This window comes from Alteromonas sp. CyTr2, assembly GCF_947311905.1.
Lineage (GTDB): Bacteria > Pseudomonadota > Gammaproteobacteria > Enterobacterales > Alteromonadaceae > Alteromonas > Alteromonas macleodii.
Window position 1 is genome coordinate 1 of the sequence record NZ_CAMZMZ010000057.1, and the last position, 14,644, is coordinate 14,644.

General features: G+C 44.6%; 12 protein-coding genes. 5 read left to right on the forward strand and 7 right to left on the reverse strand.

Annotated features, from left to right (window positions below; all coding sequences use genetic code 11):
* The first annotated feature begins 79 nt into the window (after positions 1–79).
* The 4 genes from QME20_RS18925 (at position 80) to serA (ending at position 4,225) form a co-directional block, all read left to right on the forward strand.
* On the forward strand, positions 80–979 hold the full coding sequence (locus tag QME20_RS18925) for an ATP-binding protein (RefSeq protein ID WP_281716448.1): 900 nt from the start codon (positions 80–82) through the stop codon (positions 977–979).
* 147 nt (positions 980–1,126) lie between these two features.
* On the forward strand, positions 1,127–1,900 hold the full coding sequence (locus QME20_RS18930) for a 5-formyltetrahydrofolate cyclo-ligase (protein WP_239245155.1): 774 nt from the start codon (positions 1,127–1,129) through the stop codon (positions 1,898–1,900).
* A 90-nt stretch (positions 1,901–1,990) separates the two neighbouring features.
* Entirely contained in the window at positions 1,991–2,647 is a 657-nt protein-coding gene (gene rpiA / locus QME20_RS18935; RefSeq protein ID WP_014950385.1) for a ribose-5-phosphate isomerase RpiA, read from the forward strand.
* Between the two features lie 348 nt (positions 2,648–2,995).
* Entirely contained in the window at positions 2,996–4,225 is a 1,230-nt protein-coding gene (serA, locus tag QME20_RS18940) for a phosphoglycerate dehydrogenase (protein WP_014980012.1), read from the forward strand.
* A gap of 126 nt (positions 4,226–4,351) precedes the next feature.
* On the opposite strand, the gene QME20_RS18945 is transcribed toward serA, so the two are convergent.
* The 7 genes from QME20_RS18945 to QME20_RS18975 all read right to left on the reverse strand — a co-directional run bounded on the left by QME20_RS18945 (position 4,352) and on the right by QME20_RS18975 (position 12,961).
* The gene (locus QME20_RS18945) at positions 4,352–5,110 is read right to left on the reverse strand and encodes a DUF481 domain-containing protein (protein WP_014950387.1); all 759 of its coding nucleotides are present in this window, start codon (positions 5,108–5,110) and stop codon (positions 4,352–4,354) included.
* Between the two features lie 213 nt (positions 5,111–5,323).
* Complete coding sequence (locus QME20_RS18950) at positions 5,324–6,127, reverse strand: DUF481 domain-containing protein (protein WP_239218169.1); 804 nt, start codon at positions 6,125–6,127, stop codon at positions 5,324–5,326.
* Positions 6,128–6,260: 133 nt separating this feature from the next.
* Positions 6,261–7,085, reverse strand: coding sequence for an HDOD domain-containing protein (locus tag QME20_RS18955; RefSeq protein WP_281716449.1), 825 nt, complete (start codon positions 7,083–7,085; stop codon positions 6,261–6,263).
* A gap of 40 nt (positions 7,086–7,125) precedes the next feature.
* Entirely contained in the window at positions 7,126–7,416 is a 291-nt protein-coding gene (locus QME20_RS18960) for a DUF1289 domain-containing protein (RefSeq protein WP_039228189.1), read from the reverse strand.
* A 271-nt stretch (positions 7,417–7,687) separates the two neighbouring features.
* Positions 7,688–8,398 (reverse strand): SIMPL domain-containing protein, encoded by a 711-nt coding sequence (locus tag QME20_RS18965; protein WP_168462677.1) that lies wholly within the window; start codon positions 8,396–8,398, stop codon positions 7,688–7,690.
* 163 nt (positions 8,399–8,561) lie between these two features.
* Positions 8,562–11,684: a multidrug efflux RND transporter permease subunit gene (locus QME20_RS18970; RefSeq protein WP_014977213.1), complete on the reverse strand. Its 3,123-nt coding sequence runs from the start codon at positions 11,682–11,684 to the stop codon at positions 8,562–8,564.
* Complete coding sequence (locus QME20_RS18975) at positions 11,684–12,961, reverse strand: efflux RND transporter periplasmic adaptor subunit (RefSeq protein ID WP_281716450.1); 1,278 nt, start codon at positions 12,959–12,961, stop codon at positions 11,684–11,686. Before QME20_RS18975 ends, QME20_RS18970 begins: the two co-directional genes overlap by 1 nt.
* Positions 12,962–13,365: 404 nt before the next feature.
* Between QME20_RS18975 and QME20_RS18980 the strand changes: the two genes are divergently transcribed.
* On the forward strand, positions 13,366–14,448 hold the full coding sequence (locus QME20_RS18980) for a LysR family transcriptional regulator (protein ID WP_281716451.1): 1,083 nt from the start codon (positions 13,366–13,368) through the stop codon (positions 14,446–14,448).
* Positions 14,449–14,644: the final 196 nt, after the last annotated feature.

Consider the following 14,644-nt stretch of genomic DNA (forward strand, 5'->3'; position numbering starts at 1 on the left):
AAATCAATATGAGGCGGACATGAAGAAATTGAAAAAAGTAGCTTAACTGGGTTGGTCAATTTTGGTTGACCACGTCAAAATGCGTGTAATGCCACGCGCGGTGAATACCAAAGACTTTTTCACCCACTTATTTTCGCTTACTAAGATCCGCGCTGAAGACAGCGGTATCGTATTTAGCACCAGTATTGATGACGCTGTGCCCGACTCGTTGTTTTTCGATGACACCAAATTTGGTCAAATAGCACTTAACTTACTGTCGAATGCGATTAAGTTCACTAATCACGGCAAGTCAGTAAACGCGCAGGTAAAATACAAAAGCGGCAAGGTAATATTTAATGTCATTGATCAAGGCATTGGTATGAGCGATGACGATCAAAAGCGGCTTTTTACACCTTTCGAGCGAATGGAAAACGCCCGTCAGATAAGTGGAACCGGCTTAGGCTTGAATATATCGAAGCGCCTTGTCGAGCTCATGGACGGGTCTATTAAAGTTAGTAGTAAGTTGAATCACGGTACCCGAATAAGTGTGACCTTACCTGCCGACGCCCTAAGCACAAACCAGTTCGTTGAGGCACAACCGCGTAGCTTTGTTGCCCAAGTAAACATAGATAACTCAGTAAATGTATTGGTAGTTGAAGACCACTATATAAACCAAGTGGTTATTCAAACTTTGTTTGAAAAACTGGGCGTGTCGCTTTCTGTGGTAAGCACTGGCGAGGAAGGCGTTGAATACGCCAAGTCTAATCCCGTCGACTTAGTTCTTATGGATCTTAATTTACCAGGTATTCAAGGCGATGAAGCAACAGTAAAAATAAAGGGGTTTAAGCCAAACTTACCTATTGTTGCATTGACGGCCGATGTCATTACCCAGCCTGAATATTTGCGAAAACAAGGTCTTGATGACGTACTCACTAAACCCATAGATAGTAGTGAATTGGTGCGTGTGCTCAATCACTATTTAGGGCATGCAGACCAATGAATCTATTCGTTTTATTTAAGTAGTTTTATCTAAGTAGTTTTACCACAGTGATTTTACCTGAGTCATCTTTACCTAGCCCAACAAACCTTTTTAACAGCCGTGGTAGTATAAGCTAACTCAATTGTAAGACAGGAGAACTCCTCTACCATGTCCCCCTCATCTTCAGGAAGCGGTACTTCTAGATCGTTGGCGTCTAACAAGATTAATTCAACGGAAACGGCTTCAGCACCAGCTTTAGCAATGAAACCAACGCTGATTGCGCCGTCGCAAACCATACAAACAAGCGTTTCTAATGAAGACATGCAGGCCCGCGCTCAGCTTAGAAAAAAGCTTCGCGAGGCACGCCGAGGGTTAACTAACCAGCAACATACGGACGCCGCTAAGCGCATTGCTTCACGACTACGTACACTGCCCTTTCTTGATAACAGCACGACCATAGCCGGATATTTGGTTAACGATGGCGAGGTCAATTTAACCTATTTTATCGAGTCTATTTGGCAGTCTTCACATGATAAAAAATTCGCTCTACCTGTATTACACCCCGTATGTAAAGGACATTTGTTATTTTTGTCTTATACCCAGCACTCTCAATTGGTGAAGAATAAGTACAACATTGAAGAGCCAGTATTGTCGTGTGAAAACGTCGTTCCTGTTAGGCAATGCGACGTTATTCTTATGCCGCTTGTAGGGTTTGATGTAAACGGCAATCGCCTGGGTATGGGGGGCGGCTACTACGACCGAACTTTGAGTTTTACCCAACGCGCGCCAGATTCACATTCATTTTCGGTTAGTAAAACGCCTAAGTTAGTGGGTATTGCCCACGACATTCAAGAAGTAGATGCTCTGCCCGTTGCACCATGGGATGTCCCCCTTGATGCCATCGTGACGCCCTCGCGCACACTGCAATTCACTAAACCGTGATAGTCATTATAACAAATTGAACATACGAACTTGTGGGTTCACGTGCGCTTATAAGTTACACTTGCGAACACAATAAGTCGGAGAATGACAATGGATCAGAACGCAAAAAAACAAGCCGTAGCCAAAGCAGCCATCGAATATGTTGAAGCAGACAGCATTGTCGGTGTGGGTACAGGTTCTACCGTAAATTTCTTTATTGAAGAACTCGGTAAAATTAAACACAAAATTGAAGGTGCAGTATCAAGTTCAGAAGCCTCTACCGAGCGTTTAAAAGCCTTAGGCATTGAGGTATTCGAGTTAAACGAAGTCAGCAATCTATCGGTTTATATCGACGGTGCCGATGAAGTGACCGAACACAAGCATATGATTAAAGGCGGAGGCGCAGCACTCACTCGCGAGAAAATTGTAGCCGGTGCGGCGACCACGTTTGTGTGTATTGTTGATGAAAGCAAGCGCGTTCCTGTGTTGGGCTCGTTCCCCCTTCCCGTTGAAGTTATTCCCATGGCTCGCTCTTTCGTAGCACGAGAGCTAGTAAAGCTTGGTGGCGATCCTGAATATAGACAAGGTGTTGTCACCGATAACGGCAACGTTATTTTAGATGTTCACAACCTTGAGATTCTAAATCCTCGTGAGCTAGAACAAAAAATAAATAATATTCCTGGCGTGGTAACGAACGGCATTTTCGCACTACGAGGCGCGGACATAGTGCTAAGTGCTACAGATAGTGGTGTTGAAACCTTTAAGTGATAACTGAGTAAGACGTATAGTGCGGTGAAAAGCTATACAAAATACTACTTTCAACTTAACGCGTTTTCTGTTAGTTTCCGTTTAGACGTCTAGATGTCCTTAAAAGAAGTTCACTAAGCGTCTCAACTTTTACGTTAGTTAAGGCCAATTCCTTAATAACGAAAGCAATCAACGTGATTATAAAAGCTTGGTAGCAATAACGCCCAAGCAAGGCTTTCAGAGCTGCAAAGCGATGTCGTTGCAGCGCAGGTTATACACAGCTTTGTGTTTCATACTGGCAGGTTTCTGAGAGTCTTGAATTGGCGGTGCAAGCAAACCAAAATTACATCAGTGAGAGATAGCGAGTTCATGAGCAAAGTTTCATTAGAGAAGGATAAGATCCGAATTTTGTTGTTGGAAGGTGTTCACCAAAGTGCTTTGGAGACACTAAAAAGCAATGGGTATAGCAATATTGAATTTCTCAAGACCTCTCTTCCTGAAGACGAGTTAATTGAGAAAATTAAAGACGCCCACTTTGTTGGTATTCGCTCGCGCACTCAAATTACAGAGAAGGTAGTTGAAGCAGCACAAAAGCTTGTGGCTATCGGTTGTTTCTGTATTGGCACCAACCAAGTTGATCTTGAAGCCACACAACGCCGCGGCATTCCCGTGTTTAACGCGCCATTTTCCAACACTCGCTCGGTTGCAGAACTTGTACTTGGCCAAATTATCCTTTTACTTCGCCAGGTGCCGAGTAAAAATGCCAAGGCTCACCGCGGTGAGTGGGAAAAAACGGCAGTCGGCTCATATGAAGCCCGCGGAAAGACACTTGGTATCATTGGCTATGGTCATATAGGCACACAGCTGAGTATTCTTGCTGAACACCTAGGTATGCGCGTTCAATTTTTCGATATCGAAGACAAGCTTGTGCTAGGTAATTCTGCCCAAGTAAAATCGCTTGAAAAGCTGCTTAATACCTCTGACGTTGTTTCACTTCACGTTCCTGAAACACCACAAACTCAAGATATGATTGGTGAAAAAGAACTGTCTCAAATGAAGAAAGGCAGCATTTTGATTAACGCGTCTCGCGGTACTGTGGTAGATATCGATGCGCTTGCGAAGGCATTGGAAAGCGGCCAACTAAACGGCGCTGCTATTGATGTATTCCCGGTTGAGCCTAAATCTAATACTGAAGAATTCGAGTCGCCGCTTCGCGCGTTCGATAATGTCATTCTGACCCCGCATGTGGGCGGCAGCACGCAAGAAGCGCAAGAAAATATTGGTATTGAAGTGGCGGGTAAACTCGCGAAGTACAGCGACAACGGTTCAACGCTGTCAGCCGTTAACTTCCCTGAAGTGTCACTGCCAGAACATACTGGTCGTTCACGCCTACTTCACGTACACAAAAACCAGCCAGGTATTCTTACTCAGATTAACCAAGCGTTTGCAGAAAAAGGCATCAACATCGAAGCCCAGTACCTACAAACTAACGCAGAAATTGGTTATGTAGTAGTTGATGTTAAAGAAGACCGTGGTTATGAAGCACTTGCGGAGCTTCAGCAAATTGATGGCACAATTAAGACACGTATTCTTCACTAAGAAGAGTTGTTTTAAGACTAAATAAAAACGCTGCACAATGTGCAGCGTTTTTTTATGCCTGTGATTTTACTTCAATGCGTTGAAGTGCCCAGCCCTACTTCAGTGCGCTGAGCATATAAGGTAGGCTTAGAAGAAGTTGTAGACTAAGCTAACTGCAGTTTCTGTGTCTAGTTTTTCAACGTCGTCGTCAACATTGGTGTTGTGATCAAGTTTGAAAGAAAGACGCATTGAAAGGTTACCGCTGATTGTAGCTGTAAGTGCAGACTCAGCACGAGATTTCGTGTTGTCAGAACCCACTTCGGTACTTACTGTTTGCGTAAATTTAGCCGTATCAGAAATTTTCCAAGAATAAGCTGATGACGCACGAACGATTACGCTGTCAAGATCTTCGCCATCCTGAGTTTCGATGAATGAGTAACCAGGACCGATTGAATATTCAAGGGTGTGGCGCTTGTTCTCAAGTACTTTTTGGTTCCAACCCGCCGCAATAGTTGATTGGTAATTAAAGTTACTAAAGCGGTCGTCTTCATATGAAGCGAAGCCGAATAAACGGTTATCAGGATTTTCTAGTTTGTAGTTACCCTGGGCTGAACCAAAGAACTTCTGTGCAGAAGTAAACTCGATATCTTCTTGCTCGCCTGCATCATTTTCTTGTTGAACAGTTTCCTGTTTGTACAGACCTTTTAAAACGTAGTCGTTACTCCATTTTTCAAGCTCTTGGTGAGCCTGTATACCCGCACTGATTGACGTGGTTTCAGTGTTACCTGAAGTCGAAATAAAACCTAGTTCGCCTTCCATTGTAAAAGGCTTAACTTCATCGTCTTGAGCGAAAGCGGCTGGAGAAAGAGAAATTGCAACTAAAGATGCAAGCACTTGCTTTTTCATTGAACAATCCTATTGATTATCGGTCCATTCGTTGTACTCGATACCTTTTGAACTGCAAGGCGGTACAACACGAGTTTTTAAAGAGATCTGCTAGACAGTGCCGCGAGGCGGCAAGCACTGCAAACAACGGTGCGCAGTGTACATTTTCAAAGCTCTCAGTCAATGCGAACACGGTAAAATGCCAAAGATAACCCGTTAATTTACACTAATTGACTAAAAAAACTGATAGACCAGCGCCACGGAGGTCTCTGTGCTTAAGGCTGCGACATCTTCGGCGGTGTCTGTTTCATGGTTTAGTATGAAGGATAACTTCATCGCCAGTGAACCGAATACGTTGGCTGAAAGCGAAGTTTCTGAGCGCGATTTCATATTTTCTTCACCCGCCTCAGTGCTAACAAACTGCCTTAACTTGGCGCCCGAACTCCAGTGGTATTTATATTCGGCGGACGCTCTTACAATGATGCCATCGTTGACTACGCTTTCATTATCTTCTTCAGCTTCAATAAAACTGTAGCCAGGACCAATGCTATAGCGAAACTCACTGTCTTCACTGCGCCAGAGGCGCTGAGACCAGCCCGCTGCCAGCGAAGCACGGTGATCGTAACCGGTAAATTGATCGTCTTCGTAATCACCGTACATAAAAAGACGGCGACCAGGCGTCATTAGTTTATAGTCGAACTGCGCGCTAGTGAAAAAGCGCTGGGCGCTGATGTCCCGCTCTGTTGTTGGCGTACCGCTTTCTTTATAGAGCAACTCTGCGAAGTAGATACTGCTCCAATTTTCTGTTTCATGGTCCGCATTGACCGCGGCTTTCACACTGGCAGCTGAGGTGTTTCCGGTGTTTACAAGTACACCTAGTTCACCGTCTAGTGTAAAACGAGGAATTTCGTCATCGGTGTCGGGCGTGAAGTCTGCGTGATAGAGGGTTTGTATAAGATCCCTCGCACTTGCGTGCACACACGCGCAGCAACAAACAATGCCAACAACAATGCTTGGCCGGAAGATTTTTTTGAACATAATCTGATTTACGTTGAGCTTTATAGTTTTTAGATTACGTCTTAGTACGACGCTTGTTATACCAATCCTCTGGATGAGCTTTACTACATTTTGCTAATTATCAGTAAAGTAACGAAGTTGTTGCACCGAAAGCTCAGTGAATAAGCGACACAATTTTTGCCGTTTCTTGTTCGGCGTATTCAATTGAATTGCTTATCACTTCCATGTTGAGACTTACTGTATTGGCTATCTCAGGGGTAAAAAGTTCAATGTCAGCGTAACTTTCTTTATTTAACTGACTTACCGTAATTCGATTTGCTAAACACAGGACGCAGATATCTACATCAGATTTATGTTTAGCTTCATCATTCATGAACGTTACCGGATAGTACAACCCAATAGGTAAGTGCCAATTTTCTAGTATGATACCGCTGCAATGAGCAAACGTAAAACCGAAATGCTCCAACTGATTAACGTGCGGTAACCCGTTCGTCTCAGCATTCAGGTATGACTGATAGCGTTTAGTTTCTTTCTTGGCCACGACCAGTTCACTTAAGTTTTGCAATATACCCATTACAAAGAAGCGTTCTGCTCCGCGCACGTTAAGTCTCATCGCAAGACTTTTGGCCACCATGCCGCAATACACTGATGCATACCAATGTTTGTCTAAATTTATTAACTTAGTATCAAAGCGTTTAAATGCTGTGCTGGCAGTTTCTGCAATTACCAAGTTATACAGGGCTTCGCCTCCAATCACACTGATTGCTTTAGCAACAGATTCTACTTGAGAAGGAAACCGAAACAGCGAGCTATTCGCCAGCCTTAGTACCTTCGCGGTAAGAGAGGGATCAGCACTTATAAGCTCGCCAATATCCTCGGCGCTGGAACGGGGATCGTCTAATGTTGAACGCAGGCGCACGCATATATCCGGTAACGTAAATGATTTCGCGGCATACGAAACATACTTATCTAACGACATCTAGAAACTCTCAGTCTACTTTTTACAAACTCAAGGCCGCTTATTCTGAACTTGGCGGATCATCAAACAGCGTGAACTGCCCAATTGATTCCCCCAGCTCTTTTTGCTGTTGCTTGCGAGCGCGCGTCAGCACCGCTTTTTTGCGCCGAGCACAGGCGCTGATTATTTTACGTTTAGTTGCATCATCAACCTTAAGCCAGTACAGGCGCTCGTCGCGACTTCGATAGCACCCTTTACAGAAACCCCTTGGACCTGACTCACACACACCAATGCATGGGCTTGGAATTTCAAAAAACTCCAGCTGTTGGGATTGTGATTTTTGTTCCGTCATGTCAGTGGCATAACCTTCAAAAGGTGAAACGAATACCACCTGGGCTGCATTTTCAAGCAAGCAACAGTGGCCACGTTTTAGCTTTATCAATATAAATTAAAACGCATACTCCACCATCTAGCCACTAGATATTAGCAGTAAGGCATTCCAATCATCTAAGCCACGCTGCTTTAAAACTAAGCAATTCGACTCGCAGGCCTTTTCGATACTACAAAGCATAGCACGAAATACTGCCTGTTGACTGCTATACCATGTTCGAAAGCCTGATGCGCTAGTCGATAAGTGTGTATTCGACAGTAGAAACCACGCGCACTTTCTTTATATGTGGATGATGACTGTCGCGACTAGAAATACTGAATTGCCCTTGGTTAGCGCGCTTAATTTTGCCCAAAGTACTTTTTGAATCTTTGGCAAATTTTTCCGCAACCTCTCTCGCATTGAGCGTAGCTTCTTCAATCATTTCCGGCTTTACTTCGTTTAAGCGCGTAAATACATAGTCGGGCTGAGCGCGGTAGCTTTGGTCTGATAATACAATACCAGTTTTAATTAACTCCCCAATTTGCTGCATAAGGGCTCGCACCTTTTCAACATCATTTGAAAAGACAGTAACGGTTTGAATGGCACTGTAGCGAAATGGCGCTTTTTCACTACTTCCGTATTGTTGCGCCAATTTGTCATTTATTTCAGGCTTTCCAATAGTAATGCTTTCTGCTGAAATGCCCTTCTCTTCTAAAAAGTTAGCCACCTGAAGGCTATTCTTTTCAATATGTTCATACAGTTGAGGTAAGTCATTGCCCGCGTCGACAAATTGAATAGGCCAAATAACCTGATCAGCGATGTATTCTCGCTCTGACAACCCTTTTACGGTTACTACTCTATCCCACGTTTGCATATCGTTCATGGCAGAAGACACCTGAACACCAAGCAAAGACACAGCAACCACCATGCCCATCGCCATTACTATCGCCGCACCTATTTTCATTCGAATCTCCATTCTTTCTGTTTTCACCAGTATACAAGCGAATATAAGCTTTTCGGTTTCAAAAAACGAGATAAAAGCTGACCAATGGTGGCAAAAAAAAGGCCACTCAAATGAGTGGCCTAAAAAGCCCTTTAAGAGGGCAACGCTTGGGTAGACGGGAGAGTTAACCTTTACGCTGTATCAGGTAATAAAAAACCGGAGTCAAGATAAGTCCAAATACGGTAACACCAATCATGCCTGAGAATACTGCCACACCCATGGCTTGACGCATTTCAGAGCCGGCACCGGTTGATACCGCCATTGGTAGCACACCCATAATAAAAGCAATGGATGTCATTAGTATTGGACGAAGACGTAAGCGACTTGCTTCTTTAATGGCTGAAAGCGCGTCCATCCCCTTGTCTTGTAGCTCTTTTGCAAACTCGACAATAAGAATAGCGTTCTTCGTTGCAAGGCCAACCAGTACAATCAAACCTATTTGGGTAAAAATATTGTTGTCGCCGCCATAAACTTGCACACCAATAAGCGCGCTCAGCAAGGTCATGGGAACAATCAATATGATTGCCAGTGGCAAACGCAGGCTTTCGTATTGTGCAGCCAGTACTAAGAACACCAAAAGCACAACTAATGGGAATACAAACGCCGATGCATTGCCCGCTAATATTTGCTGATAGGTGATCTCAGTCCACTCGTAAGTCATGCCAAGTGGTAACGTTTCAGCCAGAATTTCTTCAATAGCTGCCTTCGCCTGGTCAGAAGAATAGCCTGGCGCTGCTGCACCGTTTATTTCAGCGGTGACGTATCCGTTATAGTGCATAACACGGTCAGGGCCTGCACTGTGCTCAATATTCAAGAATGAGCCAAGCGGGATCATCTCACCTTGTGCATTACGCACTTTAAACTGCGTAATGTTCTCAATATCCTGACGGTATTGGGCATCAGCTTGTACATTTACTTGGTAAGTTCTACCGAACAAGTTGAAGTCGTTCACGTATAACGAACCTAAGTAGCCCTGCATGGTGGTAAACAAGGTATCGATGTTTACACCTTGGCTTACCGCTTTTTCACGGTCTACATCTACATCGAGCTGAGGTACAGCAACAGTGAAGCTAGTGAATGCATCGGTAAGCGCTGGGTGTGCCCACGCTTTGCCGATCACTTCTTGCGTTACACGCTCAAGTTCTTCAAAGCCTAGGTTCCCTCTGTCTTCGACCTGTAAACGGAAACCACCAATCGTGCCTAACCCCATTACTGGTGGCGGCGGGAATATTGCCACAAAGGCACCTTTTATAGACCCAAAGTTCTGGTTAAGCTGTGCAGCAATGGCGCCACCAGATAGATCAGGCGTCGTTCTTTTATCAAAGTCAGTCAGGGTTGCAAACAACACGCCTGAGCTTGGACTATTGGTAAACCCGTTAATATTCAAGCCAGGGAATGCAATTGCATCTTCAACACCAGGGTGTTCCATAGCAATACGAGACATTTCACGGATCACTTCTTCAGTTCTGTCTAAGCTTGCTGCATTAGGCAGTTGAGCAAAGGCGACCAGATACTGCTTATCTTGCGGAGGAACATAGCCTGTTGGTGTATTGGCAAACTGGAAGTAAGTGAGCCCTAGCAGACCCGCGTAAAGCACCATGATGATACTGCTCTTACGGATAAGCCCACCCACAGCACCAGTGTAGCGCTTTGAATTACGGTCAAAGAAACGGTTAAACGGTGAAAATACAAAGCGGCCAAACACTTTATCCATTAAACGGGTTAACCAGTCATTCGCTTTACCGTGAGGTTTCAACAGTAATGCAGATAACGCAGGGCTAAGCGTTAACGAGTTAATTGCAGAAATTACCGTAGAGATAGTAATTGTTAGGGCAAACTGCTTATAGAACTGCCCGGTAAGACCGCTCATGAAAGCAGTAGGTACGAATACCGCAGCAAGTACCAAGGTTGTGGCAATAATAGGACCGGTTACTTCTTTCATTGCCTGTACGGTGGCTTCAAACGGCGCTTTGCCTTCAGAAATATTACGCTCTACGTTTTCGACAACAACGATGGCGTCGTCTACTACAATACCGATTGCCAACACTAGACCAAACAGCGACAGTGCATTCAGCGAGAAGCCCATTAGCTGCATAAACGCGAACGTTCCCACAAGTGAAATAGGTACTGCAACGAGTGGAATAATAGACGCACGCCATGTTTGTAAGAACAGTACAACAACAAGTACAACTAACAATACAGCTTCAAGAAGTGTACTAATTACCGCTTCAATCGAACCGCGAACAAATACGGTAGGGTCGTAGGCAATTTCGTATTCAAGGCCTTCAGGGAACGCCTTAGACAGTTCCGCCATACGAGCGCGAACGTCATCTGAAATTTGGATTGCATTGGAGCCTGGTGCTTGGAAAACCGGCACCGCTGCCGCAGGGTTATTGTTAATAAGTGAACGCAGTGCATAAAACTCTGAACCTAGTTCGATACGCGCAACGTCTTTAAGACGGGTTATTTCACCATTCTCACCCGACTTAACAATAATATTTTCAAATTCGGCTTCATCTTTTAAACGGCCGCGCACATTGATAAGCAGCTGAAATTCGCTGGTACCCGTAGGCTGTGCACCTAGGCTACCTGCCGCCGCTTGCTGGTTTTGGTCGGCAATAGCGGCTGCCACATCGCCAGGGTTTAACTGGAGCGCTGCCAGTTTGTTAGGGTCTAACCACACTCGCATGCTGAATTCACCAGCACCGAACAGGCGCACTTGCCCAACGCCATTGATTCGCGCTAGCTCGTCTTTAACAAACTGATCTGCATAGTTTGAAAGATAAAGCATGTCATAACGATTATCCGGCGACGTCAGGTGCACAACCATGGTTAAATCTGGTGACGATTTTTCAGTTACCACACCTAAGCGCTGCACTTCTTGAGGTAAACGCGGTGTCGCGCGATTTACACGGTTTTGTACCAGCGTTGTGGCTTCATCTGGATCCGTACCAATGGCAAACGTAATTGTTAGCGTCATACGGCCATCACTGGTTGCCTGTGATGACATATACAGCATGTTTTCAACACCGTTAATTTCTTGCTCTAGCGGCGTTGCAACTGTTTCGGCGATAACTTCTGGGTTTGCACCGGGATAATTCGCAGTTACCACCACGGTAGGCGGCACTACTTCTGGGTATTCAGTGATAGGTAGTTGCCAGACAGCAATTGCACCACCTATAAAAATAAGTAGGGAAAGCACGCCCGCAAAAATCGGGCGGCTAATGAAAAACTGCGAAATGTTCATTACTTAAGACCTGCTGTTGCTGTACCTGTGGCAAATGAACCACCAGATAAAACATCCTCATACTGCGCCAAGTTTTGGGTTACTTGTGTTGCATTATCAACACGTGACTGCCAGCTAGATAAGTTTGCCAAAGCATCTTCATCACCCATAGGCACTTCGTTAGCGGCTACTTGGGCACCAGGGCGAACGCGCTGTAAGCCATCAACCACAATGGTGTCGTTTACATTCAAGCCGCTTGTGATGATGCGCATGCTACCCACTTTGTCGCCTAGCTTAACCGCACGGTATTCCACTTTACTTTCGTCGTTTACAACCAGTACAAACTTATTATTAAGATCTGTGCCGATAGCTTTTTCTTTAATAAGAATGCCCTGTTCATCGGTGTCACCTGCCAATTTTAAGTGTGCAAATAATCCCGGAATTAAGCGACCTTCTTCATTATTGAATACGGCGCGAACGCGAAGTGTGCCGGTGCTACCGTTAACCTGGTTGTCGATAAAATCAATTTGACCCCAGTGGTTATAATCAGACTCGTTAGCAAGGCGCATCGCTACTGGCTGCTCGCTCACTGCTGTTGAAGCCGCTGATTTATCGGTTAGATAGTTTAGGTATGTCTGCTCATCAATATCGAAATACGCATATAAACGGTCGGTCGATACGATACGAGTCAACTCTGTTTGTCCTGCGGTAACAAAGTTACCTTCAGTGATGTTTGCGCGAGAAATACGTCCAGAAATAGGTGCTTCAACACGAGCAAAACCACGGTTTAGGCGCGCTACTTCAAGTGCGGCTTGCGTTTGGTTTAAGCTAGCAAGCGCTTGGTTTTTCTCAGCTAAACGGGCATCAAGAACTTCTTCAGAAACCGCCTGGGTTTTACGAAGTTTAAAAGCACGGCTATAGTTTTGCTCAGCCAACTGAACGCGACTTTTGGCTTCTTCAAGCTGTGCAGTCAATCGATCAACTTCTGCTTTAAACGTGCGGTTATCAATCAAGAATAAGGTTTGCCCTTGTTCGACATATTCGCCTTCGTCAAATGCAACAAAATCAATATAGCCCGACACGCGAGGGCGAAGCGCAACAATTTGCGGAGACTCTAGACGACCTGTAAAATTATCCCACTCGGTTAAACGCTGAGACACTACCGTTGCCACATCAACAGGAACACCAGCATTTGCGCCAGCGCTCATTGATTGACTTGGATCCTGCTCGTCACCACCGCATGCAGCGACAAGCGCAGTTAGGCTTACTATTGCCAATAAACGGGTAAAAGTTTTCATTGCAAGATTCTCTTAAAAATTAAACTAAAGTTTGATGCCGTGCATTATGCATCGCCACCAACAATAAAAATAATTATCTTTTTATATGCAACACATCATATGATGTTATATATTGAAGATCGGGCTGACAGAGACAACTGCTTTTAAAGATTTAGAAGAATGGTTCCGCAGAGAAAATGAGAATAACCGTATAAAAAGCGAGAACTTAGGGAAATCAACGGTTACAGCGATATAGCGTACCATTGTCGCTCGTCGCATTCATTTGGTAAATAAATGCTTTTAGCTATAACCTATAACTAAACTATGTCAGTTAAATTACATAGCCAAAAACGAAGTAAACGGCAGCTTTTTTCATTGTTCAATAGATGAAAGTAGATTGTCCGCAATAGACACCGGAGACAACCATGCGTCCACATGATTTAAATTTATTGATGATTTTTGATGCCATCATGACCGAGGGTGCAATTACCCGCGCAGCTGACAGGCTGTCGATGACGCAACCTGCGGTATCTAACGCACTTTCTCGTATGCGCACAGCTTGGAAAGATGAACTGTTCGTTAAAGACGGCCGTGGTATTCAGCCTACCTCATTTGCTAAAAATTTATGGAGTCAGATTCAGGGCCCTTTAGGCGAACTCGAAGTCGCCGTTAACCCAACTGACTTTAACCCTGCAACAGCTAAGCGTACCTTTCGTATAGCTGCAACTGACAGCATCGTTTCTATGGTGTGGGGGCCGCTACGCAAAGTGATTGAGAATGAAGCGCCAGGTATTAACATCCATGCCATTCCTAATTACGACATGGAAACCGATAAAATACTCAAGGACGCTGAAGCAGAGCTCACTTTCTCTAAATATCAGAAGCCTGGCTCTGTTATTCATGCCGAACATGTTCTCGACCCAAGCTGGGTTGTGGTAATGCGCCCCGATCATCCATTAGCAAAATCTCAATTGACTTTAGAAGACTTTGTCGCGGCTGATCATCTTCTGGTTTCTGTTACAGGCGATGTGACTGGCCCTACAGATCAGGTGCTGGCGAATTTAGGCCTTAAACGCCGCGTGGCAATGTCAGTAAACCAGTTTTATAACGCTACACCGTTACTAAAAGAGAGCAACCTTATTTGTGTAGCACCGTCTTTGGTAATGGAAAAAGAAATTTTCTCAGGGGAACTGGCGGTATTTGAAACGCCAATAGAAATTGTCAGCTCTCCGCTATCTGTGATGTGGCACAAACGTCAGGATCAAGACGCGGGTTTACAGTGGCTTAGAGGACTCGTAGTTAGATTTATTCGCGAGCGTGTACAACGTCATGAAATGCTGCTCTCTCAATGCTGTAGAAAAGCCTATTGCGCCGAAACGGTTAAGCGCTTTATGGACCAGCGCAATATGGACTGCGAAGAATTTACGCCAGCGCATTTGAAAACGCCAAGCAATGATGAAATGGACGAAAGACGCGACACAGTAGTGGTTGGAAAAGAAACGGCTTAATACTAGCCTGCTTAGTTAACTACCCACTCGGCGAGACTTAACATGTTCGTCATCGCGTTGTGTTATCGCAGGTAAAGTGGTTCTAAAACATTCAAAGCCCTAATAAAAAAACCGCTCAATGAAGTGACCCCCATTAGTTGGACATTCCAATTATTGGGGGTCTTTTTATGTCAAAACACAATAGAGCGTTTAAAAT

Coding starts and splice junctions, on each gene's coding strand:
- QME20_RS18950 (WP_239218169.1), bottom strand. CDS start 6,127: ATGTTCAAAAAAATCTTCCGGCCAAGCATTGTTGTTGGCATTGTTTGT.
- QME20_RS18930 (WP_239245155.1), top strand. CDS start 1,127: ATGTCCCCCTCATCTTCAGGAAGCGGTACTTCTAGATCGTTGGCGTCT.
- QME20_RS18980 (WP_281716451.1), top strand. CDS start 13,366: ATGCGTCCACATGATTTAAATTTATTGATGATTTTTGATGCCATCATG.
- rpiA (WP_014950385.1), top strand. CDS start 1,991: ATGGATCAGAACGCAAAAAAACAAGCCGTAGCCAAAGCAGCCATCGAA.
- QME20_RS18945 (WP_014950387.1), bottom strand. CDS start 5,110: ATGAAAAAGCAAGTGCTTGCATCTTTAGTTGCAATTTCTCTTTCTCCA.
- QME20_RS18925 (WP_281716448.1), top strand. CDS start 80: ATGCGTGTAATGCCACGCGCGGTGAATACCAAAGACTTTTTCACCCAC.
- serA (WP_014980012.1), top strand. CDS start 2,996: ATGAGCAAAGTTTCATTAGAGAAGGATAAGATCCGAATTTTGTTGTTG.
- QME20_RS18955 (WP_281716449.1), bottom strand. CDS start 7,085: ATGTCGTTAGATAAGTATGTTTCGTATGCCGCGAAATCATTTACGTTA.
- QME20_RS18975 (WP_281716450.1), bottom strand. CDS start 12,961: ATGAAAACTTTTACCCGTTTATTGGCAATAGTAAGCCTAACTGCGCTT.
- QME20_RS18970 (WP_014977213.1), bottom strand. CDS start 11,684: ATGAACATTTCGCAGTTTTTCATTAGCCGCCCGATTTTTGCGGGCGTG.
- QME20_RS18965 (WP_168462677.1), bottom strand. CDS start 8,398: ATGAAAATAGGTGCGGCGATAGTAATGGCGATGGGCATGGTGGTTGCT.
- QME20_RS18960 (WP_039228189.1), bottom strand. CDS start 7,416: ATGACGGAACAAAAATCACAATCCCAACAGCTGGAGTTTTTTGAAATT.